The sequence below is a fragment of the Stenotrophomonas sp. 24(2023) genome, assembly GCF_030913365.1.
In the GTDB taxonomy this organism is placed as follows: Bacteria; Pseudomonadota; Gammaproteobacteria; order Xanthomonadales; family Xanthomonadaceae; genus Stenotrophomonas.
Genome location: NZ_CP133160.1, coordinates 646,124 through 669,751, shown reverse-complemented (window position 1 = coordinate 669,751; position 23,628 = coordinate 646,124). Strand labels below are relative to the sequence as shown.

The window sequence follows — 23,628 nt, the reverse complement described above, 5'->3', positions numbered from 1 at the left end:
CTGTAGCCTCGGTCGCCGCATCCATGCGGCTCACGCCCCCGCAACCGGACCCACCCCGCCTTCGACAGTTTCCCGCGATCTGTTGTAGATCCACGCCATGCGTGGATGCTCTTCGATGAATTCTCGAAATATTCGATTTCGATTGAGATCCATCCACGCATGGCGTGGATCTACGGGTCGCCGGAAATTTTTCAGAGCCGGGGCACTGTGGGTTTGTGGGGTGTGAGCGGCATGGATGCCGCGACCAAGCCCCCATGGACGGGTTCACGGCGGCCCCGCAAACCCACAGTGCCCCGGCATCCCTCAGTAAGCCAGCTTCTGGAGTTGCCGTTGCCTCTGCGGGTGCCGGGCTGCAAGCCCGGCACCCATTCCTCAGCAGCAGCGCCCGCCGTTGCGGCCGCCGTAGCGCGCTTCCTGCCGCTCGCGGAAGAACGTCTTGTAGTCCATCGGTTCCTGGTCCGGGTGCTTTTCCAGCATGTGCCGGACGTAGTTGTCGTAGTCGGGAATCCCACAGCACAGCCGTGCGGTCTGCACCAGGCGCCGCCAGATGCGGCGGTGCGTCTGGTACTGGCCGACGGGAACCAGTTGGGTGCTCATCACAGGTCCACCATTTCATGCGGCTTGAGCGCCACGTACGGGGTTTCCTTGTCCGTGCGCTGCGGGGCGCGGCGGGCGGCGACGATCGTCTTCACCGCATACACCAGGATCGCGAACACCACGAACAGGAACAGCACGGTCAGGCCGGTGTTGACGTAGGCATTGAGCACGATCTGCTTCATCTGCGCCACGCTCTTGGCCGGGGCGGTGATGGTGTCGCTGGCGATGGCGGCCTGGAACTTGTGTGCCTGGGCCAGGAAGCCCTGCGCCGGGTTGCTGTCGAAGATCTTGATGAAACCGGCATAGGTCGTGCAGATCAGCAGCCACGCCGCCGGAACCGCAGTCACCCATGCATAGCGGTCACGCTTCATCTTGAACAGCACCACGGTGCCCAGCATCAGCGCGATGCCGGCCAGCATCTGGTTGGAGATGCCGAACAGCGGCCACAGCGTCTGGATGCCGCCGAACGGATCGACCACGCCGGTGTACAGCAGGTAACCCCACAGCGCCACGCAGCCGGCCGTGCCGATGATGTTGGCCGTCCACGATTCGGTCTTCTTCAGCGCCGGGATGAAGTTGCCCAGCAGGTCCTGCAGCATGAAGCGGCCCGCGCGGGTACCGGCATCGACCGCGGTGAGGATGAACAGCGCCTCGAACAGGATCGCGAAGTGGTACCAGAACGCCATCATCGCGTTGCTGCCGCTGGGAATCGCTTCATGCAGGATCTGCGCGATGCCCACGGCCAGCGTCGGTGCGCCACCGGCGCGGTGCAGGATGGTCGGTTCACCGATCGCCACCGCTGTGGCTTCCAGCTGCTCAGGGGTGATGGTGAACCCCCAGGTGTTGGTGATGTAGTGCGCGGCGGAAACCGCGTCGGGGCCGATCACCGCCGCCGGGCTGTTCATCGCGAAGTACACGCCCGGGTCGATGATCGATGCGGCCACCAGGGCCATCACCGCCACGAACGACTCCATCAGCATGCCGCCGTAGCCGATGTAGCGCATGTGCGCTTCATTGGCCAGCAGCTTCGGCGTGGTGCCCGAGGAAATCAGCGCATGGAAGCCGGACACCGCGCCGCAGGCGATGGTGATGAACAGGAACGGGAACATGCCGCCCTTCCACACCGGGCCATCGCCACTGGCGGCGAACTGGGTCAGCGCCGGCATCTTCAGCTCCGGCATCACGATCACGATGCCGATGGCCAGCGCGATGATGGTGCCGATCTTCAGGAAGGTGGACAGGTAATCGCGCGGGGCCAGCAGCAGCCATACCGGCAGCACCGAGGCGACGAAGCCGTAGCCGATCAGCATCCAGGTGATCTGGGTGCCGGTGAAGGTGAAGGCCGGGCCCCACACCGGATCGGCGGCGACCTTGCCGCCGTACCAGATCGCCGCCAGCAGCAGGATCAGGCCGACCACCGAGATCTCACCAATCTTGCCGGGACGGATGTAGCGCATGTAGATGCCCATCAGGATCGCGATGGGCATCGTGGCGATCACCGTGAACATGCCCCACGGGCTTTCGGCCAGCGCCTTGACCACCACCATCGCCAGCACCGCCAGGATGATGATCATGATCAGGAAGGCGCCGAACAGCGCGATGGTGCCGGGTATCTGCCCCATTTCCTCGCGCACCAGATCACCCAGCGAACGGCCGTTGCGGCGGCTGGACAGGAACAGGACCATGAAGTCCTGCACCGCACCGGCCAGCACCACGCCCACCACCAGCCACAGCAGGCCGGGCAGGTAGCCCATCTGCGCGGCCAGCACCGGGCCGACCAGCGGGCCGGCGCCGGCGATGGCGGCGAAGTGGTGGCCGAACAGCACGTGCTTGTTGGTCGGCACGTAATCCAGGCCATCGTTGTTGATCACCGCCGGGGTGGCCCGGGTTGGATCAAGCTGCATCACCTTGTCGGCGATGAACAGGCTGTAGAAGCGATAGGCGATCAGGTAGATCGAGACCGCCGCGACGACGATCCACAGCGCGTTGATGTGTTCACCGCGGCGCAGGGCCACGGTGCCCAGACAGAACGCGCCGAGCAGGGCGAGCAGCGCCCAGCCCAGTTTGGAAAACCCTTTCATGAGGTGCTCTCTCCCGGAAAGACAGTCAAAGAGTCCCGCGTGTCCCTGGCAGGGTCAACGTGCGGAGGCCTGAACAGCGGTAGTACTTTGGTCGTACGCCCTGTCGCCATGACGCGCTGCGGACACCATGGCTGGAACAATCGGTTGCGTGGCCGCCGGTTGGTCGCGATCCGTGTGGCGTCCATCTTGTGGGCTGTCCCCGAACAGGAGTTGCCATGAGCCTTTCCGAGCCGGTGCGCGTGCTGCGCACCATCCGTGGCATGCCCACGTCCGACGGCGCCGGCGTGCGCCTGACCCGTGTCATCGGCGGCCCTTCGCTGCCCGACCTGGACCCGTTCCTGCTGCTGGATGAATTCGGTACCGACCGTGCCGAGGACTACCTCGCCGGTTTCCCCGAGCACCCGCACCGTGGCTTCGAGACGGTCACCTACATGCTGGATGGGCGCATGCGGCACCGTGACAACCACGGCAATGAAGGCCTGCTGGTGCCCGGCAGCGTGCAGTGGATGACGGCCGGCCGTGGCCTGGTGCATTCGGAGATGCCCGAACAGGAAAGCGGGCGCATGCGCGGCTTCCAGCTGTGGGTGAACCTGCCGGGCCGCGAGAAGATGACCGCGCCGAAGTACCAGGAATTCGCCCCGGACCGCCTGCCGGTGGTGCAGCCGGCCGACGGCGTGACGGTGAAGCTGATCGCCGGGCGCGTGGGCGACACCGTGGGCCCGATCGTGCAGCCGGCCACCGATCCGGTGTACCTGGACATCACCCTGGCGGCCGACCGCGCCTGGACGTACACGCTGCCGGAAGGGCACAACGCCTTCGCCTACGTGTTCGAAGGCGGGCTGGTGGTGGGCGAACAGGAAAACGCGCGCGCGGTGGCGCGGCAGGAACTGGCCGTGCTGGGGGGCGGTGAACAGCTGCACCTGTCCGCCGGTGGCGATGGCGCGCACTTGATCCTGGTCGCCGGCCGCCCGCTGCGCGAACCGGTGATGCGCCACGGCCCGTTCGTGATGAACACGCGGCAGGAACTGATGCAGGCCTTCGTGGATTTCCAGGAAGGCAGGTTCTGAGGGCCCGGCGTTGCCGGGCGATCGGGCGGGACGACGGGGAGGCTGCCAGGCCGTCATCCCCGTGCCCGCTCAGCGCCCGGCGGCGACGGCGGCAGGGGAGAGGTTCAATCCGCCCACCAGCTGCAGCAGGCTGCCCAGTTCGGTTTCGTTGCCCGGGTACAGGGCCAGCTGCGCATAGCGCTCCTTGGCCAGCTTGACCACGCTGATGCGGCGTTCGGCATAGCCCGGCGGCTGCTGGCCGCCCAGGTCGGGCTGGTACCAGTAAAGCGATTCGCCGGCGAAGCTGCCTTTTTCGTGGCGCAGGGCGCGGCTCAACGGAATGGAAGGATCGCGCTGGCTGAGCATCAGGCTCAGCACTTCACGGCCATCGGGGGTGGCGGCGCGGCAGACCAGGAAATCCGCATGCGACTGCTGCTGCCATTGCAGGCCGCTGTCGGCCGGCAGGGCAGGGCAGTTGCCCGCGGTTTGTGCGTGTGCCGGGACGGCCACGGCCAGCAGGCCCGCCAGCAGCGGGCTCGACAACAGAACAGACGCGAACTTCATGCATCCCCCAGAGGCGTGTCGGTGGGCACCACGGCCCATGACGGGTGCGTGGCCGGCCCTCCATCCCCGGGGGGCCGTTGCTCCAGACCTTAACGGAACGTGAGCAGCTGCACAAATCGCGGTTACGCATGAAACCATCATGGCCGGCCAGCGCCGGCCAGCGCCGGCCAGCGCCGGCCACGATGGCCGGGGTCAGCGCTCGCTACCCACCCATTTGTAGAGCAGGCCGCCGATCAGTCCGCCCAGCAACGGGGCGACCCAGAACAGCCACAGCTGGCCGGTCGCACCGCTGCCGGCGAAGAAGGCCACGGCAGTGGAGCGGGCCGGGTTCACCGAGGTGTTGGTCACCGGGATGCTGATCAGGTGGATCAGGGTCAGGGCCAGGCCGATCGCCAGTGGCGCGAAGCCGGCCGGCGCTTTGCCATGGGTGGCGCCCATGATGACCACCAGGAACACGGCGGTAAGCACCACTTCACACAGGAAGGCGGCTGCCACGCTGTAGCCGCCCGGCGACAGCGCGCCATAGCCGTTGCTGGCGAAGGCGCCGGCCTGGCTGCCATCGATGGCAAACCCGGGCGCACCGGAGGCGATCTGCAGCAGGATGAAGCCGGCCAGCAGGCCGCCGGCACACTGGGCGATGAGGTAGGGCACCAGGTCGCGGGCCGGGAAGCGGCCACCGGCCCACAGGCCGACGCTGACGGCCGGATTGAAGTGGGCGCTCGACACGTGGCCGAACGCGTAGGCGCCGGTGACCACCGTCAGGCCGAAGGCCAGTGCCACGCCGAGGAAGCCGATGCCCAGCGGATTGCCGTCGCCGCCGAACTTGGCGGCCAGTACCGCGCTGCCACAGCCCCCCAGTACCAGCCAGAACGTGCCGAGGAACTCGGCGGCCAAGCGTTTGCCCATGCCCATGACGTGCACTCCAATGAGGCGCGCGGATGCGTGCGGTCGCATTGGAGTGTGGGGCCGGTGATGGCCGCGTAAAGATGCCGTGGTGACGGGGCCTCAGTACGCCGGCAGCGGGATGAACTCCTTGTCATCACCGGGGATGGTGCCGAAACGGCCGGCGTCCCAGTCGTGCTTGGCCTGTTCGATGCGCTCCTTGGAACTGGACACGAAGTTCCACCACAGATGGCGCGGGCCATCCAGCGGTTCGCCGCCGAACAGCATCGCCTTGACCGGCGTCTTCGCGCGCAGGCGGCCCACCGCGCCGGCCTCGGGCACGATCAGGTGCTGCGCAGGCACGTCCACGCCATCCAGCTGGGCCTGGCCTTCCAGGATGTACAGCGCGCGCTCGCGGTGGCCGTTGTCGATGTCGATCTCCGCCTCCGGCTCCAGGTCGATGGCCACGTTCAGCGTGTCGGCAAACACCTGCACCGGGGATTCCTCGCCATACGCGCGGCCTGCGATCACCCGCAGCCATGCGCCGTTGCGGCGCTGCTCGGGCAGGGTGGCGGCCGGATGGTGATAGAACGCCGGGGCGATTTCCTCATGTGATTTCGGCAGCGCCACCCAGGTCTGCATGCCGTGGATCGGATGGTCGTGTTCGCGCTCCGGCGGCGGCGTACGCTCGGAATGGGCGATGCCGCGGCCGGCGGTCATCCAGTTCACATCGCCGGGGCGGATCACCTGGTCCGAACCGAGCGTATCGCGGTGGCCGATCGCCCCCGACCACAGGTACGTCACCGTGGCCAGCCCGATATGCGGGTGCGGGCGCACATCGATGCCGGTGCCGGGGGACAGGATGGCCGGGCCCATCTGGTCGACGAACACGAACGAACCGATGCTGCGGGCCTGCAGGGTGGGCACGGCGCGGCGGACTTCGAGGCCGCCGATGTCGTGGACGCGCGGGGCGATGATGGTGGTCATGCGGGCGTTCTCGCTGGCAGGAATTCAGTGCGCAGCATCGCATGCAGCTGTGACGGGGACATGCCCCGTATGGGTAACAGGGTGTTCCAGCCAACGGCGCAGCCCCTCGTGGCGGGATGGTTGGTGCTTGTCTCGTGGTTGGCCGGGCGGGTGGGCTGCGCAGGGGGCGCTGCAAGTACGTCCATGTAAGCTCGGTCGCCGCATCCATGCGGCTCACGCCCCTGCGCAACCCACCCGCCCGGCCCCGACAGTTTCCGGGCGCGTCAGCCACGGAAAAGAAAAAAGAAAATCAAATTCAAACGCCGGTCGCTTCGCTCGTATCCACGCATGGCGTGGATCTACCCGCCGTCACCGGGAAACTGTCGGGGGTGGGGCGGTGTGGGCTTGCAGGACCGCAGGCGCCATGGATGGCGCCTACGAGCCCCCATGGATGGGTTTACGGCGTGTCCTGCAAGCCCACACCGCCCCACCCAGCAAACAGAAAAGCCAGAGCCGGCTGTTGCTCCGGCTCTGGCTCTGGCTTTGGCTCCAGCGGGTGCCGGGCCGCAGGCCCGGCCGATAAACTCAAACCACCGGTTCGCGCAGGGCGGGGTTGTCCCAGCCCGGGCGCGGGGCGAAACGATCGCCATAGCGCTGCTGCAGCACCTTCAGCCGCTCGACCAGCGCATCGGCACCCGTGGCACGGATGTGCTGGATCGGGCCGCCCCGGAACGGGGCGAAGCCGGTGCCGAAGATCACGCCCGCATCGAGCAGGTCCGCATCGGCCACCACGCCTTCGTGCAGGCACGCCACCGCTTCGTTCAGCAGCGGCAGGATCAGCCGGTCTTCCAGATCCGCCGGGGCCTGGTAGCCGCTGGCCACCTCCGGCTTCTTCGCGCGGCCGTTTTCCCAGGTGTACAGGCCCTGGCCATCCTTCTTGCCGCGCTTGTCCGGTTCCACCGACTGCAGTGCCGCCGGAATCTGCAGGCCGAGGAACGGCGCCAGTTCGCGGCCGACGCCGGCGGCCACATCCAGGCCCACGGTGTCGATCAGCTCGATCGGGCCCATCGGCATGCCGAACTTCACCGCCGCCTTGTCGATCACCGGGCCCGGAATGCCCTCGGCATAGGCCGTGGCTGCTTCCAGCATGTACGGGAACAGCACGCGGTTGACCAGGAAGCCCGGGCTGCCGGCCACCGGCACCGGGAACTTGCCCAGCGCCTTGCAGAACGCGGCCAGGCGTCGCTCGGTTTCCGGCGCCATGCCGTCGTGGTGGATGATTTCCACCAGCGGCATCTGCGCCACCGGGTTGAAGTAGTGCAGGCCGGCGAACTGCGCCGGGCGCTGGATGTGGTCACGCAGTTCCACCAGCGGAATCGACGAGGTGTTGGTGGTCAGCAGTGCATCGGCCTTCATCGCCGGTTCCAGCGTCTGGTACAGCGCACGCTTGGCTTCCGGGTTCTCGATGATCGCTTCGATCACCAGGTCGGCCTGCGCGACGCCGGTGCCTTCCAGGTCGGCACGCAGGCGTGCGGCCACGGCCGGGCGCTTGCTGTCATCGCGCACCTTTTTGGCGAACAGGGCCTGCGCGCGTTCCATGGCCGGGTCGATGAAGCGCTGCTCGCGGTCCTGCAGGGTCACGTTGAAACCCTTGAACGCCGACCACGCCGCGATGTCGCCGCCCATCACGCCGGCACCGACCACATGCACGTGCTGGATGCCGTGGTCACCGCTGCCCAGCGCCTTCAGGCGCTCGGTGAGGAAGAAGATGCGGATCAGGTTGCGCGCCGTCGGCGTGCTGGCCAGCTTCACCACCGCACGGCGCTCGGCGTCCAGGCGGGCCTGGATCGGCTTGCCGCCGGCGCGCTGCCAGGTGCTGATCAGCGCGTAGGGCGCCGGGTAATGATCCTTCTTGGCCTTGCGGGCGACCTGCTTGGCCATCTGCGGGGCCAGCACCTTGCGGGCCAGCCAGGTGTTGGTGGCCCAAGCGGTGGCACGCTGCTTGAACGGGCGGGTGGTACCGGACAGCGCCAGCGCCACCGCCGTGTCGAGCAGCACTGCCGGTGCGACCACCTTGTCCACCAGGCCGATGCCGCGTGCGGCCGGGGCCGACAGCGTGCGGCCGGTCAGCATCAGGTCCATCGCCGCCGGGGCGCCGACCAGCTGCGGCAGGCGCGCGCTGCCGCCCCAGCCGGGGAAGATGCCCAGCTGGGTCTCGGGCAGGCCGATGCGGGTGCTGCTGTCATTGGACGCCACGCGGTAGCGGCAGGCCAGGGCCAGCTCGGTGCCGCCGCCCAGGCAGTGGCCGTGGATCGCCGCCACGGTCGGGCAGGGCAGCTCGGCCAGCTTCTGGTAAGTGGCCTGGCCACGACGGATGGCATCGTTGACGGTGCCGCGGCGGTCGAATTCCTGGAACTCCTTCAGGTCCGCGCCGGCGATGAACCCTGCCTTCTTCACCGACTGGATGACCACACCCTTGGGCGGGTCCATGGCCAGGCGCTCGATCAGGTCGCCCAGTTCCAGCAGCACGTCCTGCGACATGGCGTTGACACTGCTGTCCTGACGATCGAGGTTGAGCACCACCACGCCGTCGTCACGGATCTCGGGGTGCCAGTGGGAGAAGCGAAGCCCATCGAAGCCTGAGAGCATGGACGTTCCATCCGGTTGTGTATGGAGAAGCGGCTATGATCCAGAGGTTGTTTCCCCCGCGTCAAATCCCTATAGCAGGGGGTGGCGACCCCGGATCCATGGCCCTGGACCCCGGACGCTAGCGGAACGGTAGTTAAAAGCTGGTGCGGCGTCGGGTGATCGGCGACTGAACTTTTCCCGGGATTGGCAGTCTCATTGCCCGACGACGGTTGGGCTGACAGGAGTGCGGCCCCTCATGGCCGAGGTCGAAACACCACAGGAGCTGGATCTGGAACTGGTCCGGCGCGTGCAGCGCGGCGAGAGCGCGGCCTTCGATGTGCTGGTGCGCAAGTACCAGCATCGGGTCGTGGCCCTGGTCGGTCGCTACATCGCCGACTGGAGTGAATGTCAGGACGTTGCCCAGGACACGTTCATCCGTGCCTACCGCGCGATCGGCAGTTTCCGCGGCGACGCCCAGTTCTCAACCTGGTTGCATCGGATTGCCGTGAATACCGCGAAAAACTACCTGGCTTCACACAATCGCCGTCCGCCGACCGATGACGTGGACATCGGCGACGCCGAGCAGTTCGATACCGGAACCCGCCTGCGCGACACCGACACGCCCGAACGCGAGTTAATGCGCCAGGAGCTGGAACAGACGGTGATGAAGGCCGTCAACGCGCTGCCGGAAGAACTCCGGTCGGCGATCACCCTGCGCGAGGTGGAAGGCCTGAGCTACGAGGAAATCGCGCAGAAGATGGGGTGTCCGATCGGCACCGTGCGGTCGCGGATCTTCCGCGCCCGCGAGGCGATCGACATCGAACTCCGGCCGCTGCTGGACATCGGCAGCGCCACCCGTGAGAAGAGCCGCGTATGACCAGTGAAAACCCGTTCAACCCATCGCAGCACCACCAGTCCCCGGCCGGGCAGCGCCTGGACCTGCGCCACCGTGAGCAGCTTTCCGCCCTGGTGGATGGCGAACTCGGTACCGACGAGGCACGCTTCCTGCTGCGCCGGCTGGAGCACGAGCCGGAACTGTCCGCCTGCCAGGAACGCTGGCAGCTGCTGGGCGATGTGATGCGTGGCCAGGCCGGGCTGCTGGCCCCGGCCGGCTTCAGCGACCGTGTGGCTGAAGCCCTCGCCGCCGAACCGCGTCCGCAGGCTGAACCGCGCCGGCAGGTGCGTCGCAGCGGCTGGCGCAGCTGGGGTGGCGGTGCCGCGCTGGCCGCGTCGGTGGCCGCCGTGGCCCTGTTCATGGGCGGCGAGAAGCTGCGCGAGCCGGTGCCGGGCGATGAGGCGCCTGCACAGGTGATCGCCAGCCAGGCACAGCTGCCGGCAGCGCCGGTGCCCCCTACGGCCCCGGCAACGGTGACCGAGGCGTCGGTCGATCCTGCCGCCGTGGCCCTGGCCAGCGTGCCGGCGGCCGCGGTCGCCGCCGCCAGCCGCCGCCAGGACGGGCGCCGCGCCAGTGCGACCCGCAGCCAGCAGGCCGCGCGTGCCGCCCAGCGTGATGATGAACCCTTGCGTGCGGTGGCCAGCCAGGCTCCGTTGGCGCCGACCGTGCCGGCCGGCAGCAACCGGGCCTCGCCGTTCGGCGATGTCGGTGGCCTGCAGGCGCGGCCGTGGCCGCGGTCCAGCCTGGCCCCGGCGGCCGGCGGGGCGCTCAACGCCAGCTACCCGGCCCATGCCCCGTCACGTGCGTTCTACCCGTTCGAACCCCGCCTGCAGGAAACGCCCCTGCCGGCCTCGGGCCCGCGCGACTGAGCCCGGTCCCTGCGCGCCCCGCATTCGCCGGGGCGCTCCTTTCCCTGATGTCCCCCATCCGACCCGGAGGTTGCCGTCCGATGACTCCCCGACTCCGCACGCAGGCCATGGGCCTGCTGGCCCTGACCCTGCCGCTGGTGGCCTGCGCCCAGGCGCCGGCCCCGACCGCCCAGCCCCAGGCCGCACCGGCCGCCGCGCCGCGCGCGCCGGCCCAGCCGCTGGTCAGCGGCCTGCCCGATTTCACCCATCTGGTCGAACAGGTCGGGCCGGGCGTGGTCAACGTCGATACCACCATTGTCCGCAGCAACCGCCAGGCCCGCGGCCCGATGGCCTCGGGCGATGACGAGATGCCCGAATTCTTCCGCCGCTTCTTCGGCCCGGATTTCCCGATGCCGGGGCAGGGGCCGGGCGGCCCCGGTGGCGGTGGCCCCAGCATCAAGGGCCGTGGCATGGGCTCGGGCTTCATCATCTCCCCGGATGGCTACGTGCTGACCAACTACCACGTGGTCGCTGACGCCAGTGATGTGAAGGTCAAGCTGGGCGACAGCCGCGAGTTCACCGCCAAGGTGGTCGGCAGCGACCAGCAGTACGACGTGGCCCTGCTGAAGATCGACGGCAAGAACCTGCCGACGGTGCGCGTGGGCGACTCCAACAGCCTGAAGCCGGGCCAGTGGGTTGTTGCGATCGGCTCGCCGTTCGGCCTGGACCACTCGGTCACCGCCGGCATCGTCAGCGCGCTGGGGCGCAGCACCGGCGGCGCCGACCAGCGCTACGTGCCGTTCATCCAGACCGACGTGGCGATCAACCAGGGCAATTCCGGTGGCCCGCTGCTCAACACCCGCGGTGAAGTGGTCGGCATCAACTCGCAGATCTTCTCCGCCTCCGGCGGCTACATGGGCATCAGCTTCGCGATCCCGATCGACCTGGCGATGAGTGCGGTCGAGCAGATCAAGAAGACCGGCAAGGTCACCCGTGGCCAGCTCGGTGCGGTGGTGCAGGAAATCGATGCGATGAAGGCGCAGGGCCTGGGGCTGCCGGACAGCCGTGGTGCGCTGGTCAACGAAGTGGTGGCCGGCAGTGCGGCCGCCAAGGCCGGTGTGCAGCCGGGTGACGTGATCCGTACGGTGAACGGCACCCCGGTCAACAGCTGGTCCGACCTGCCGCCGCTGATCGGTGCGATGGCACCGGGCAGCAAGGTGACCCTGGGCGTGTACCGCGACGGCAAGCCGCGTGACCTCGGTGCCACCCTGACCGCGGCCACCGATGACGGCCAGGGCAGCAGCCGTGGCCCGGCCGCCGCCAATGACGATGCGCCCCCGCAGAGCGGTGCCAGCGCGCTGCTGGGCCTGGAGGCGACCGATCTGACCGCCGCCCAGCGCAAGCAGCTGGGCCTGGAGGCCGGCGAGGGCGTACGCATCACCCAGGTCAGCGGCGAAGCCGCCCGTGACGCCGGCCTGTCGCCGGGCATGGTGATCCTCAAGGTCGGCAACGCCCCGGTAGGTGGGGTGGACGCCCTGAACCGCGCGCTGGCCCGCTTCAAGAAGGGCGACGTGGTGATGCTGCTGGTCCGCGCCAGCAATGGCCGCAACGCCTTCGTGGCGGTGAAGGCCGGCCCGTAACGGGTTGGCAGGGGCACCCCGGCAGGGTCCGGGGGGCTCCCGGGAGGTTTTCCGGGCCGGGCCCGCGCTGTGCGGGCCCGGCCTGTCTGTGACGCCGGTCCGGCCCGCCACGCGGGATCCCGCCGGGCGTGCGATAATGCACCGTTATCCTGACGACGCGCCGCGCCGCCGCCACCTATGTCCTCTGATTCGATGCGGAACATCCGCAATTTCTCCATCATCGCCCACGTCGACCACGGCAAGTCCACGCTGGCCGACCGCATCATCCAGCTCTGCGGTGGCCTGCAGGCCCGCGAGATGGAAGCGCAGGTGCTCGACTCCAACCCGATCGAGCGCGAGCGTGGCATCACCATCAAGGCGCAGTCGGTCTCGCTGCCGTACCTGGCCAAGGATGGGCAGACCTACCACCTGAACTTCATCGACACCCCCGGCCACGTCGACTTCTCCTATGAAGTCAGCCGTTCGCTGGCCGCCTGCGAAGGCGCGCTGCTGGTGGTCGATGCCGCCCAGGGCGTGGAAGCGCAGTCGGTGGCCAACTGCTACACCGCCGTCGAGCAGGGCCTGGAAGTGGTGCCGGTGATCAACAAGATCGACCTGCCCACCGCCGACATCGAGCGCGCCAAGGCCGAGATCGAGGCCGTGATCGGCATCGACGCGTCCGACGCCGTGCCGGTCAGCGCCAAGACCGGCCTGAACGTGCAGGACGTGCTGGAAGCGATCGTGCACCGCATCCCGCCGCCGCAGCCGCGTGACACCGACAAGCTGCAGGCGCTGATCATCGACTCCTGGTTCGACAACTACCTGGGCGTGGTCTCGCTGGTGCGCGTGATGCAGGGCGAGATCAAGGCCGGCGACAAGCTGCAGGTCATGTCCACCGGCCGCAACCACCAGGTCGACAACGTCGGCGTGTTCACGCCGAAGCGGAAAGTGCTGCCGGCGCTGCGGGCCGGTGAAGTGGGCTGGGTCACCGCCAGCATCAAGGACGTGCACGGTGCGCCGGTCGGCGACACCCTGACCCTGGCCGGCGATCCGGCCCCCAAGCCGCTGCCGGGCTTCCAGGAAATGCAGCCGCGCGTGTTCGCCGGCCTGTTCCCGGTCGATGCCGAGGACTACCCGGACCTGCGTGAAGCGCTGGACAAGCTGCGCCTGAACGATGCCGCGCTGCGCTTCGAGCCGGAAAGCTCCGAAGCGATGGGCTTCGGCTTCCGCTGCGGCTTCCTGGGCATGCTGCACATGGAAATCGTGCAGGAGCGCCTGGAGCGCGAATACAACCTGGACCTGATCAGCACCGCGCCGACGGTGGTGTACGAGGTGCTGAAGACCGATGGCACCATCATCAACATGGACAACCCGGCCAAGCTGCCGCCGGTGAACCATGTCGAGGAGATCCGCGAGCCGATCATCCGTGCCAACGTGCTCACCCCGGAGGAGTACATCGGCAACATCATCAAGCTGTGCGAGGAAAAGCGCGGCAGCCAGGTCGGCATCAACTACCTGGGCAGCCAGGTGCAGATCAGCTATGAGCTGCCGATGGCCGAGGTGGTGCTGGACTTCTTCGACAAGCTCAAGTCGGTCAGCCGTGGCTACGCCTCGCTGGACTACCACTTCGTGCGGTTCGAGGCCGGCCCGTTCGTGCGCGTGGACGTGCTGATCAACGGCGACAAGGTCGATGCACTGTCGCTGATCGTGCACCGCAGCCATGCCGATCGCCGTGGCCGCGAACTGTGCGAAAAGATGAAGGACCTGATCCCGCGGCAGATGTTCGACGTGGCCATCCAGGCCGCCGTCGGCTCGCAGATCATCGCCCGCACCACGGTCAAGGCCATGCGCAAGAACGTGCTGGCCAAGTGCTATGGTGGCGACGTTTCGCGCAAGAAGAAGCTTCTGGAAAAGCAGAAGGAAGGCAAGAAGCGCATGAAGCAGGTCGGCCGCGTGGAAATTCCGCAGGAAGCCTTCCTGGCTGTCCTGCAGATGGACAACAAGTAAGCCCCGTACCGGCCTGCGGGCCGGTCGTCCGGTGACGTTGCAAAGGACCCTGAATGAAACTGTTTGAGATCCTCCTGGTCGTGCTGACCCTGGCCTCGGGCCTGATCCTGCTCGCCGAGAAGCTGTTCCTGGCCAAGCGCCGGGCCCAGCGTGCCGGCCTGCTCGATACCGAACCGGTGCTGGTGGACTACTCGCGGGCGTTCTTCCCGGTGCTGGCCATCGTGCTGGTGGTGCGCAGCTTCATCGCCGAGCCGTACAAGATCCCGTCCAGTTCGATGATGCCCAACCTGCTCATCGGCGATTTCATCCTGGTCAACAAGTTCTCCTACGGCCTGCGGCTGCCGATCACCAACACCAAGGTCGTGCCGCTGGGCGAACCGGCCCGCGGCGACGTGGTGGTGTTCCACTTCCCCGGGCATGACGACCGCGACCCGGCCAAGGGCGAGAACTTCATCAAGCGCGTGATCGGCGTGCCGGGCGACACCGTGGCCTTCGAGGGCGATGGGGTGATCCTCAACGGCAAGCCGCTGGCCTACGACAACAAGGGCCTGTACGCCGGCCACCGCGGCCAGGGCGAGGGCGCCAACCTGCTGGTCGAGCACCTGCCGGGCCGTACCCATACCGTGCTGGAGACCGCTTATCCTGCCGGGCAGGGCCAGTGGACCGTGCCGGCCGGCAAGTACCTGGTGATGGGCGACAACCGCGACAACAGCGACGATGGCCGTTTCTGGGGGTTGCTGCCGGAAGAGAACCTGCGCGGCAAGGCCTTCCTGATCTGGCTGAACTGCTCGGGCTGGTTCTGCAAGGATGGTTTCGAGCCGTCCCGCATCGGTTCGGGCATCAACTGACATCCAACGCGTATCTGGGGAGAACGCAATGAAGACGATGAACACGCAGCGCGGCATTACCCTGACCTCCTTCCTGGTGGTCCTGATCGTGGTGGGTTTCTTCCTCTACGTCGGCATGAAGCTGTTCCCGATGTACCAGGAGTACTACGCGGTGCGTTCGGCGATGAAGAGCCTGGCCAAGGAACCGGGCGTGGGCGGCATGCCGCCGGCGACCATCCAGGAACTGTTCTTCAAGCGCCTGTACATCAGCTATTCCGACAACGTGAAGCCGGCCAACGTCAAATTCGACCGTCATGAAAACGGCTGGACGCTCAAGGTGAACTACGAGGTGCGCCGCCCGTTGATCGGCAATCTCGACGTCGTCGGCAGATTCGATACAACCCAGGACCTGACCCGTAGCGGTGCCGAATAACGCTTTCCAACGTGGCGACCTGATCGGTCACCCCTTCCGTGACCAGGATCTGCTGAAGCAGGCCCTGACCCATCGCAGTGCCGGCGCGCCGCACAACGAGCGCCTGGAATTCCTCGGCGACAGCATCGTCAACCTGATGGTGGCCGAGGCGCTGTACCAGCGCTGGCCCAAGGCCGACGAAGGCGCGCTGACCCGGGCCCGCGCCGAGCTGGTGCGTGAAGGTGCGCTGGCGGTGATCGCCCGCCAGCTTCAGCTGGGTGAACGGCTGACCCTGGGGCCGGGCGAGATGAAATCCGGCGGCCACCGCCGGGACTCGATCCTGGCCGATGCGGTGGAAGCCGTGGTCGCGGCCATCTACCTGGATGCCGGCTTCGAGGCCTGCCGGGCGGTCGTGCTGCCCTGGTTCCAGGCCTCGATGGAGGCCCTGCCGGCGACCGGCCGGCCGGAAAAGGACCCCAAGACCCGCCTGCAGGAATGGCTGCAGGCCCGCCAGAAGCCCTTGCCGGTGTACGAGCTGCTCTCGGAAAGTGGCGAGGACCATGCCAAGATCTTCCGGGTACGCTGCAGCGTAGCCGACCCCGCCGCCAGCACCGGGGGCACCGGCTCCTCGCGGCGGATCGCCGAACAACAGGCGGCTGCGGCCGTCCTTGAACAACTGGATTCCAAGTGAGCGAACAAACTCCCCATCATTGCGGCAGCGTGGCCGTCATCGGCCGCCCGAACGTGGGCAAGTCGACCCTGACCAATGCCCTGGTCGGGGCCAAGGTCAGCATCGTCTCCAACCGCCCGCAGACCACCCGCCACCGCCTGCTTGGCATCGCCACCTTCCCGGAAGGGCAGCTGGTGCTGGTCGACACGCCCGGGCTGCACAAGGTGCAGAAGCGCGCGATGAACCGCGTGATGAACCGTGCCGCGCGTGGCTCGCTGGAGGGCGTGGATGCCGGCCTGCTGGTGATCGAAGCCGGTCGCTGGGATGACGAGGACAGCCTGGCCTTCAACGTCCTGCGCGACGCCGGCATTCCGGTGGTGCTGGTGGTCAACAAGATCGACCGCCTGAAGGACAAGGGTGCGCTGCTGCCGTTCCTGCAGCAGGTGACCGAAGGCCGCGATTTCGCCGCCGTGCACCCGATTTCGGCGCAGAAGCGCAACGGCCTGGAAGCCCTGGTGCGCGACGTGCTGAAGCTGTTGCCCGAAGCCCCGCCGATGTTCGGCGAGGACGAGATTACCGACCGCAGCCAGCGTTTCCTGGCCGGCGAACTGGTGCGCGAGCAGCTGATGCGCCAGCTGGGTGAGGAACTGCCCTACGCCACCACTGTGGAAATCGAGCGCTTCACCGAAGACGGCAACCTGCTGCGCATCGGTGCGGTGGTCTGGGTCGAGCGCGAAGGCCAGAAGGCCATCGTGATCGGCAAGGGCGGTGCCCGCCTGAAGGAGATCGGCGCCAAGGCCCGCCTGCAGATGGAGCGCCTGTTCGGTGCCAAGGTCTTCCTGGAAACCTGGGTGCGCGTGCGCGAGGGCTGGTCCGACGACGAGGCCGCACTGAAGGCCTTCGGTTACGACTGACCGGCGGCGGTCGCCCCGATGCTGATCGAGGACGACACCGGCTACGTGCTGCATGCACGGGCCTACCGCGAGACCAGCCTGCTGGTCGATGTGCTCAGCGCCCAGCACGGGCGCCTGGGCGTGCTGGCCCGTGGCGTCTCCACCCCGAAGGGGCAGGTGCTGCGCGCCGCCCTGCAGCCCCTGCAATGGATACGCTTCAGCGCCCAGCAGCGTGGCGAACTGGCCCAGCTGCGCGGTGCCGAGGCGCTGGATGCGGCCCCGCGCCTGTCCGGCGCGGCCATGCTGGCCGGTTTCTACCTGAGCGAACTGACCCTGCGCCTGGCGCCACGCCAGGACCCGCTGCCGGAGCTGTACCTGGCCTATGGGGAGGCACGCGCGCGTCTGGCGGTGGGGGCGGGGCTGGCCTGGACCCTGCGCCGTTTCGAGCGTGAACTGCTGGCGGCGCTGGGGCTGGGGTTCGACCTAGAAATGGCCGGCGATGGCCAGCCGGTGGACCCGGCGGCCCGCTACGCGCTGGACCCGGAGGAAGGCCCGCGCCGGCTGCTCAGTGAACGTGAAGGCGAGCGCCGCACCAGTGCCACTGGCTCGGCGCTGCTGGCGCTGGCGGCCGACGAGGAGCCCGATGCCGCCGACCTGGCCAGCCTGCGCCTGCCGATGCGCCACGTACTGGCCCACCACCTGGGCCCGCGTGGGCTGGCCTCGTGGGACATGCTGGAGCAGCTGGGCAGCAGACGTTGAAGTGACGAGCGCAGTCCGGCGCTGCCAGCCAGCCCGGTAGCGGCCGGGAGCCGTCCGATTTCAGTGCAGCAGCGCGGCCACGGCGGCGCGGAAACCATCCTGCGCCTGGTGCGATTCCGGGCGGTGGTGCAGTTGGCGTACGGCCCGGGCCAGGCGGGCCGCCCCGACGAAACCACAGCTGGCCTGCAACCGGTGCAGCTGGCTGCGCAGGCTGGGCTCATCGTGCCGGTACACGGCCTGTTCGACCGCATCGCGGACGCCGGGCAGTTCCGCCAGGAACAGTTCGCGCAGGGCGATCAGATGGTTGCGCTGGCCGTTGAGGGCGGCCAGGGCGGCCGTTTCATCCCAGTCACCCACCTCGGTCGGCAGGCGGCTGGGTTCGCCGGCATCGGTGCCGGGGCTGTTCACCAGTGCCCGCCGGACGGCCTTGAGCAGCTGGTCGCGGCCCAGTGGCTTGACCAGGGTGTCGCTGAAGCCCGCGCTGCGCAGGCCACTGTGCAGGGTCGTGTCGCCATCGGCGGTATGGGCCAGCGCCGGGGTGTCCGGCTGCAGCCGGCGCAGTTCGGCCAGCAGCTGGGCGCCGTCGCCATCAGGCAGGTTGACGTCGATCAGCCACAGGTCGTGAACACCGTGCCGTGCCCGGGCCAGCGCGCTGGCGAGCGAATCGGCGGTGTCAACGTCCGCAGGCAGGGTTTCCAGGGCCGCTTTGAAAAAACCGCGGCTGATGATGTCGTCCTCGACCAGCAGGAAGCGCGGCCGGGGGGCCTGCGGGGTCATCTGCATCAGGGCTGCCTCCATGTCAGCTGGGGACATATTAATGCCCTGCGCGGGCGGCGCAAGCGCCCTGGCGGACCGCACTGGTCCGGATCTGCGACAATACGCCCCCATTTTTGCCCGCAGCCTGTCGCCACGTGGCCCGATCCCGTTCCCGCATCGACCGTACCCCGTTCCAGACCGAGATCCTCGACCTCAGCCATGACGGCCGTGGCGTCGCCCGCCGTGAAGGCGAGGGTGGCAAGGTCACCTTCGTCAGCGGGGCCCTGCCCGGCGAGGTGGTCCTGGCCGAGCAGACCGCCCGCAGCCGCCATTTCGACGAGGCGCGCACGGTGCAGGTGCTGCAGGCCTCGCCGCAGCGCGTCAGCCCGAAATGTCCGCATTTCGGCACCTGTGCCGGCTGCGTGCTGCAGCACCTGGAGGAAGGCCAGCAGATCGTCGCCAAGCAGCGCGTGCTGATGGACAACCTGGAGCGCATCGGCCACGTCACGCCGGGCACGGTGCTGCCGCCCCTGGTCGGTGACAGCTGGGGCTATCGCCGCAAGGGCCGCTTCTCGGTGCGCCGGGTGGAGAAGAAGGACAAGACGCTGGTCGGCTTCCGCGAGCAGGACCCGCGCTTTGTCGCCGATCTTGAACAGTGCCTGACCGTCATCCCCGAAGTGGGAACGAAGGTGTCGGTGCTGTCCGCATTCATCGAAACATTGGATGGCAAACGCGACATTCCGCAGATCGAGTTCATCGCCGGCGACCAGGCCATCGCACTGACCGTGCGCCACCTGCAGCCGCTCAGCGATGCCGACCGGGGCGCCTGGGCCACCTTCGGCCAGCAGCATGGCTTCGCCATCTACCTGCAGCCGGGCGGCGTGGACACCGTGCAGCCGCTGGACGGGCAGGGCGTACCGCTGTCGTTCCGGCTGGCGCCGTGGGACGTGGAACTGGCGTTCCGGCCGCTGGATTTCATCCAGGTCAATGCCAAGCTGAACGAGAAAATGATCGCCCACGCGCTGGACCTGCTGGAGCCGGGCAGCGATGAGCGCGTGCTGGACCTGTTCTGCGGGCTGGGCAACTTCACCCTGCCGCTGGCACGCCGCGTGCGCGAGGTGGTCGGTGTGGAAGGCGACGCCGGGCTTGTTGCCCGTGCCCGCGAGAATGCCGAGCGCAATGGCCTGGCCAATGCCCAGTTCTTCAGCGCCGACCTGACCCAGGACCAGCGCAGTACCCCGTGGATGCGCCAGGGCTTCGACAAGCTGCTGCTGGACCCGCCGCGTTCGGGTGCGATCGAGGTACTGCAGCAGCTGCCGCTGAAGCAGTTCAAGCGCATCGTCTATGTCAGCTGCCACCCGGGGTCGCTGGCCCGCGATGCCGGCTACCTGGTCAACGAGCAGGGCTTCACCCTGGTCAGTGCCGGTGCGATGGACATGTTCCCGCACACCGCGCACGTGGAAAGCATTGCCGTCTTCGAGAAGCGCTGAAGACGCCGGGGCCGGCCAGCGGGCCGGTGGGTGGGATCAACCGGGTTGCTGGCCCTGCCAGCGCCCCTCGCGCAGCTGGAAGCGGACCGTGCGCGAGTATTCGCCTGTTGCGCTCTGCACGCGCACGGCACAGTCCAGTTCGGCGGCCTCGCTGCGCAGCGCACAGTGCTCGATGGCCTGTGCGCGGGCGTCGCCGATGTCCGCCGCCAGTGCCCGCCGCGCCGCCGGGTCGGCTTCCTCGGCCAGGGCCTGGCCGATCTCCCCCGCGAGCCAGGCCTGGGCGGCTGCCAGCGGCGGTGTCGGTGCCGGTGGCCGCACATCCAGCACCCGCCAGCCATCACCGTCCGGCTGCAGGCGCAGCATGCGATAGCGTCGTTTCATGCCCGCGTCGGCACCGGCAATGCAGTCGGCCACGCCCTGCTCGTGGTGCTGGCAATAGGGCAGTTCGCGCAGGTGCGGGGCGAACATCGCCGCAGCGACGGCCGACGCGGTGCCAGGGGCATTGTCCCGTTCGGCTGCGACGGCGGCCTCCATCGCGGCCTGCGCCTGTTCGATGCTGGGGGTCTGCGCCTGCAGCAGGCCCGGCAGGGCGGCGCACAGCAGCAGGGGCGAGCGGATCCAACGGAAAAGCATGCGGCGGCATCCATGCGCAGGGGGTGCCTGGATTCTAGGCAACGGTGTCCTGCCGCGCCGTGCACAGGTCACGCATAATGCGGCAATGGGCATCGAAATCGAACGGAAATTCCTGGTCACCAGCGACGGCTGGCGTACCGCCGCGCACCGCGTCATCCCGATGGCGCAGGGCTACATCAACGACATGGGCGCGCTGGACAGCGGTACCCAGAATGCATCGGTGCGGGTGCGCATCGAGGGCGAACAGGCGGCGTTGAACCTGAAGTCGCGCACCATCGGCCACACCCGTCAGGAGTTCGATTACCCGATTCCGGTGGCCGATGCGCGTGCGCTGCTGGCGCTGTGCGTGGGCGGGCTGATCGACAAGCGCCGGCACCTGGTCCAGCACGCGGGCCTGCTCTGGGAAGTGGACGAGTTCCTGGGCGACAACGCCGGCCTGGTGGTGGCCGAGGTCGAACTGGAACATGCCGACCAGGCCATCGACCTGCCGGCCTGGGTCGGGGCCGAGGTCACCGATGACACCCGTTACTACAACGTCGCGCTGGCCAGCCACCCCTATTCACGCTGGTGAGTGCCCGCTGCCTCCTCTTTACAGGCGGGGGTGGTTATCTGCCGGGGCGGTCCCCATGTCGGTCCCATGAGAATCGACATCTATTCCGACGTGGTCTGCCCGTGGTGCTGGATCGGCAAGCACCGCTTCCAGCGGGGTCTTGAACTGCTCGGCGCCGATGCGCCGGCGCTGGAGGTGCACTGGCAGCCGTTCCAGCTGGATCCTGACGCCGATGCCACGCCGGTACCGCTGCGCCAGGCCTATGCGCGCAAGTTCGGCAGCGCCGAGCGCACCGAGCAGATCCTGGGCCAGACCCAGGCCGCGGCGCGCAGCGAAGGCCTGCCGATGGATTTCAACCAGGGCCAGGTACGGGTGACCACCCTGCCGGCGCACCGCCTGCTGTGGCTGGCGGGCCAGCATGGCGTGCAGGACGCGGTGGGTGAAGCGCTGTTTGCTGCCCATTTCGCGCAGGGCCAGAACCTGGCCGACCCGGCGGTGCTGGTCCAGGCTGGTGCGGCCGGTGGTCTGGATGCGGCCGAGGTCCAGCAGATGCTGGCCGGCGACCGCGGGCTGGCCGAGGTCGAGGCCGGCCTGGCACAGGCGCAGGCGCTGGGCATCTCGTCGGTGCCGACCTTCGTCATCGATGGCCGCTGGGCCATTTCCGGCGCGCAGCCGCCGGAGGCCTTCGCCCAGGCCCTGCGGCAGATCGCGGCCGAACAGGGCGCGACCGCCGCAGGCGGCGAGGGGGATGCGGCCTGCGGGCCGTCGGGCTGCAGCGTCTAGGCCAGCACCGCTGCCGTGGGCAGGGTGGGGCCGGTATACCGGCCCGATACCCGGGAACTGCCCGCTGCCGGTGGCCCAGGTGCCTGCGTCGCAGGGCGGGTTCTGCGACAATGCGGCACTGCGCCATGCGGGCGCGCGTGTAGTGGAGATCTCCCATGCTGCTGATCGGCGTTGCCGGCACTGAACTGACCGCCCAGGAACGCGACTGGCTGCAGCACGATGCCGTGGCCGGGGTGGTGCTGTTCAAGCGCAACTTCGCTTCCCGGCAGCAGGTGACCGAACTGTCGGCGGCCATCCGCGCCGCCGCACCGCGCCCGCAGTTGATCTGCGTGGACCAGGAAGGCGGGCGCGTGCAGCGCTTCCGCGAGGGCTACAGCGCCCTGCCGCCGCTGCAGGAGATCGGTGCGCTGTACGCACAGGACCCGCAGCAGGCGCTGGCCCTGGCCGAGCACCACGCCTGGCTGATGGCCAGCGAAGTGCGCGCCAGCGGCGTGGACCTCAGCTTTGCGCCGGTGGTCGATCTGGGACGCGGCAACCGCGCCATCGGCGACCGTGCCTTCAGCGAAGATCCGCAGGTGGTGGCTGCCTTCACCGCCGCCTACGTGCGTGGCATGCACAGCGTCGGCATGGCCGCCACCCTCAAGCATTTCCCCGGCCACGGCACCGTGCTGGAAGACACCCACGTGGACACCGCGATCGATCCGCGCGCGCTGGACGAACTGCGTGCACAGGACCTGGTGCCGTTTGCTGCAGGCATCGCCGCCGGTGCCGACGCGGTGATGATGGCGCACGTGATCTACCCGCAGGTCGCGCCGGAACCGGCCGGCTATTCGCCGCGCTGGATCCAGCAGATCCTGCGTGGCGAGCTCGGCTTCCGTGGCGTGGTGTTTTCCGACGACATCGGCATGGCCGCCTCGCACAGTGCCGGCGGCGTGCCGGCGCGCGTGCATGCCCACCTGGATGCCGGCTGCGACGTGGTGCTGGTGTGCCACCCGGAGCTGGTCGAGGACGCCCTGCAGGCCGTGCAGAACCGTCCGCTCAATACCGCTGCGCTGCTGGGCCTGCTCGGCCGCGGCGCGCTTGGCTGGGATGGCCTGCTGGCCGATGCCCGCCATGGCCAAACCCGTACCCACCTGATTGACACCCTTGGAAGAACCGTCTGATGCCCAACCTCACCATTTCCCAGGCCCTGGCCCAGGCTGACCTGCTGGTCGACCGCCCCACCATCGACGCGGCCATCGCCGGTATCGCCGATGCCATCGCGCGCGACTACAAGGGCGAGGTGCCGTTGTTCCTGTCCATCATGCACGGCGCGCTGCCGTTCGCCGGCCAGCTGGCGCTGGAGCTGGGCGCGCGCGGGCAGGATGTGCAGTTCGATTACCTGCATGCCACCCGTTACCGTGGTGAAACCACCGGTGGCGACCTGGTGTGGAAGCACAAGCCGGCCACCTCGCTGTTCGGCCGCCGGGTGCTGCTGGTCGACGACATCCTCGATGAAGGCTTCACCCTGCAGGGCGTGCGCACCTGGTGCCTGGAACAGGGCGCCACCGACGTGCGCATCGCGGCGATGACCGTGAAGAAGCATGACCGCGCGCTGCCGGACGTGACCGCCGACTATGCCGGCATCGAGCTGCCGGACCGCTATGTGTTCGGCTTCGGCATGGACGTCAACGAAAGCCTGCGCTGCGTGCCGGCCATCTACGCGATGAAGGAATAACCGCG

Annotated in this window: 23 protein-coding genes; 15 read left to right on the top strand and 8 right to left on the bottom strand. The window is 68.3% G+C overall.

Annotation, left to right across the window (positions count from 1 at the left end; genetic code table 11):
• Nucleotides 1-372: 372 nt before the first annotated feature.
• Nucleotides 373-597, bottom strand: coding sequence for a CstA-like transporter-associated (seleno)protein (locus Q9R17_RS03050; RefSeq protein ID WP_108765908.1), 225 nt, complete (start codon nucleotides 595-597; stop codon nucleotides 373-375).
• Nucleotides 597-2,678 carry a carbon starvation CstA family protein gene (locus tag Q9R17_RS03045; protein ID WP_308156983.1) on the bottom strand — a complete coding sequence of 694 codons (2,082 nt, stop codon included), beginning with the start codon at nucleotides 2,676-2,678 and terminating at the stop codon, nucleotides 597-599. Before Q9R17_RS03045 ends, Q9R17_RS03050 begins: the two co-directional genes overlap by 1 nt.
• A gap of 215 nt (nucleotides 2,679-2,893) precedes the next feature.
• On the opposite strand from Q9R17_RS03045, the gene Q9R17_RS03040 reads away from it, so the two are divergent.
• Nucleotides 2,894-3,745, top strand: a complete 852-nt coding sequence (locus Q9R17_RS03040; RefSeq protein ID WP_308156982.1) for a pirin family protein — start codon at nucleotides 2,894-2,896, stop codon at nucleotides 3,743-3,745.
• A 69-nt stretch (nucleotides 3,746-3,814) separates the two neighbouring features.
• Here Q9R17_RS03040 and Q9R17_RS03035 read toward each other — a convergent pair whose 3' ends face one another.
• The 4 genes from Q9R17_RS03035 to Q9R17_RS03020 form a co-directional block, all read right to left on the bottom strand.
• Nucleotides 3,815-4,288, bottom strand: coding sequence for a hypothetical protein (locus tag Q9R17_RS03035; protein WP_308156981.1), 474 nt, complete (start codon nucleotides 4,286-4,288; stop codon nucleotides 3,815-3,817).
• Between the two features lie 192 nt (nucleotides 4,289-4,480).
• The gene (aqpZ, locus tag Q9R17_RS03030; protein WP_308156980.1) at nucleotides 4,481-5,200 is read right to left on the bottom strand and encodes an aquaporin Z; all 720 of its coding nucleotides are present in this window, start codon (nucleotides 5,198-5,200) and stop codon (nucleotides 4,481-4,483) included.
• A gap of 93 nt (nucleotides 5,201-5,293) precedes the next feature.
• Entirely contained in the window at nucleotides 5,294-6,157 is an 864-nt protein-coding gene (locus Q9R17_RS03025) for a pirin family protein (protein ID WP_308156979.1), read from the bottom strand.
• A gap of 564 nt (nucleotides 6,158-6,721) precedes the next feature.
• A complete protein-coding gene (locus Q9R17_RS03020; protein WP_308156978.1) occupies nucleotides 6,722-8,785 on the bottom strand; it encodes a 3-hydroxyacyl-CoA dehydrogenase NAD-binding domain-containing protein in 2,064 nt (687 codons plus the stop codon).
• Nucleotides 8,786-9,020: 235 nt separating this feature from the next.
• Between Q9R17_RS03020 and rpoE the strand changes: the two genes are divergently transcribed.
• The 9 genes from rpoE to recO all read left to right on the top strand — a co-directional run bounded on the left by rpoE (nucleotide 9,021) and on the right by recO (nucleotide 17,694).
• Nucleotides 9,021-9,641 (top strand): RNA polymerase sigma factor RpoE, encoded by a 621-nt coding sequence (gene rpoE, locus Q9R17_RS03015; RefSeq protein WP_308156977.1) that lies wholly within the window; start codon nucleotides 9,021-9,023, stop codon nucleotides 9,639-9,641.
• Nucleotides 9,638-10,528, top strand: a complete 891-nt coding sequence (locus Q9R17_RS03010) for a sigma-E factor negative regulatory protein (RefSeq protein WP_308156976.1) — start codon at nucleotides 9,638-9,640, stop codon at nucleotides 10,526-10,528. Before rpoE ends, Q9R17_RS03010 begins: the two co-directional genes overlap by 4 nt.
• Before the next feature lie 80 nt (nucleotides 10,529-10,608).
• Entirely contained in the window at nucleotides 10,609-12,147 is a 1,539-nt protein-coding gene (locus tag Q9R17_RS03005) for a DegQ family serine endoprotease (RefSeq protein WP_308156975.1), read from the top strand.
• A 192-nt stretch (nucleotides 12,148-12,339) separates the two neighbouring features.
• On the top strand, nucleotides 12,340-14,133 hold the full coding sequence (lepA, locus tag Q9R17_RS03000) for a translation elongation factor 4 (protein WP_308158412.1): 1,794 nt from the start codon (nucleotides 12,340-12,342) through the stop codon (nucleotides 14,131-14,133).
• Nucleotides 14,134-14,186: 53 nt separating this feature from the next.
• Complete coding sequence (lepB, locus tag Q9R17_RS02995) at nucleotides 14,187-14,981, top strand: signal peptidase I (protein ID WP_308156974.1); 795 nt, start codon at nucleotides 14,187-14,189, stop codon at nucleotides 14,979-14,981.
• Nucleotides 14,982-15,009: 28 nt separating this feature from the next.
• Complete coding sequence (locus tag Q9R17_RS02990) at nucleotides 15,010-15,393, top strand: DUF4845 domain-containing protein (protein ID WP_308156973.1); 384 nt, start codon at nucleotides 15,010-15,012, stop codon at nucleotides 15,391-15,393.
• Complete coding sequence (gene rnc, locus Q9R17_RS02985; protein ID WP_308156972.1) at nucleotides 15,383-16,063, top strand: ribonuclease III; 681 nt, start codon at nucleotides 15,383-15,385, stop codon at nucleotides 16,061-16,063. Before Q9R17_RS02990 ends, rnc begins: the two co-directional genes overlap by 11 nt.
• Nucleotides 16,060-16,956 (top strand): GTPase Era, encoded by an 897-nt coding sequence (gene era / locus Q9R17_RS02980; protein WP_308156971.1) that lies wholly within the window; start codon nucleotides 16,060-16,062, stop codon nucleotides 16,954-16,956. Before rnc ends, era begins: the two co-directional genes overlap by 4 nt.
• A gap of 18 nt (nucleotides 16,957-16,974) precedes the next feature.
• On the top strand, nucleotides 16,975-17,694 hold the full coding sequence (gene recO, locus Q9R17_RS02975) for a DNA repair protein RecO (RefSeq protein WP_308156970.1): 720 nt from the start codon (nucleotides 16,975-16,977) through the stop codon (nucleotides 17,692-17,694).
• 60 nt (nucleotides 17,695-17,754) lie between these two features.
• On the opposite strand, the gene Q9R17_RS02970 is transcribed toward recO, so the two are convergent.
• On the bottom strand, nucleotides 17,755-18,477 hold the full coding sequence (locus Q9R17_RS02970; RefSeq protein ID WP_308156969.1) for a response regulator: 723 nt from the start codon (nucleotides 18,475-18,477) through the stop codon (nucleotides 17,755-17,757).
• Between the two features lie 128 nt (nucleotides 18,478-18,605).
• Between Q9R17_RS02970 and rlmD the strand changes: the two genes are divergently transcribed.
• Nucleotides 18,606-19,940, top strand: coding sequence for a 23S rRNA (uracil(1939)-C(5))-methyltransferase RlmD (gene rlmD, locus Q9R17_RS02965; RefSeq protein WP_308156968.1), 1,335 nt, complete (start codon nucleotides 18,606-18,608; stop codon nucleotides 19,938-19,940).
• Nucleotides 19,941-19,976: 36 nt separating this feature from the next.
• Here the strand turns inward: rlmD and Q9R17_RS02960 are convergent, their stop codons facing one another.
• Entirely contained in the window at nucleotides 19,977-20,573 is a 597-nt protein-coding gene (locus tag Q9R17_RS02960) for a hypothetical protein (protein WP_308156967.1), read from the bottom strand.
• Between the two features lie 85 nt (nucleotides 20,574-20,658).
• On the opposite strand from Q9R17_RS02960, the gene Q9R17_RS02955 reads away from it, so the two are divergent.
• The 4 genes from Q9R17_RS02955 (at nucleotide 20,659) to Q9R17_RS02940 (ending at nucleotide 23,623) form a co-directional block, all read left to right on the top strand.
• On the top strand, nucleotides 20,659-21,144 hold the full coding sequence (locus tag Q9R17_RS02955) for a CYTH domain-containing protein (RefSeq protein ID WP_308156966.1): 486 nt from the start codon (nucleotides 20,659-20,661) through the stop codon (nucleotides 21,142-21,144).
• Between the two features lie 66 nt (nucleotides 21,145-21,210).
• Nucleotides 21,211-21,906 carry a DsbA family oxidoreductase gene (locus tag Q9R17_RS02950; RefSeq protein WP_308156965.1) on the top strand — a complete coding sequence of 232 codons (696 nt, stop codon included), beginning with the start codon at nucleotides 21,211-21,213 and terminating at the stop codon, nucleotides 21,904-21,906.
• Between the two features lie 155 nt (nucleotides 21,907-22,061).
• Entirely contained in the window at nucleotides 22,062-23,069 is a 1,008-nt protein-coding gene (nagZ, locus tag Q9R17_RS02945) for a beta-N-acetylhexosaminidase (RefSeq protein WP_308156964.1), read from the top strand.
• Nucleotides 23,069-23,623 (top strand): hypoxanthine-guanine phosphoribosyltransferase, encoded by a 555-nt coding sequence (locus tag Q9R17_RS02940; RefSeq protein ID WP_308156963.1) that lies wholly within the window; start codon nucleotides 23,069-23,071, stop codon nucleotides 23,621-23,623. The genes nagZ and Q9R17_RS02940 overlap by 1 nt, the downstream gene beginning before the upstream one ends.
• Nucleotides 23,624-23,628 lie beyond the last annotated feature (5 nt).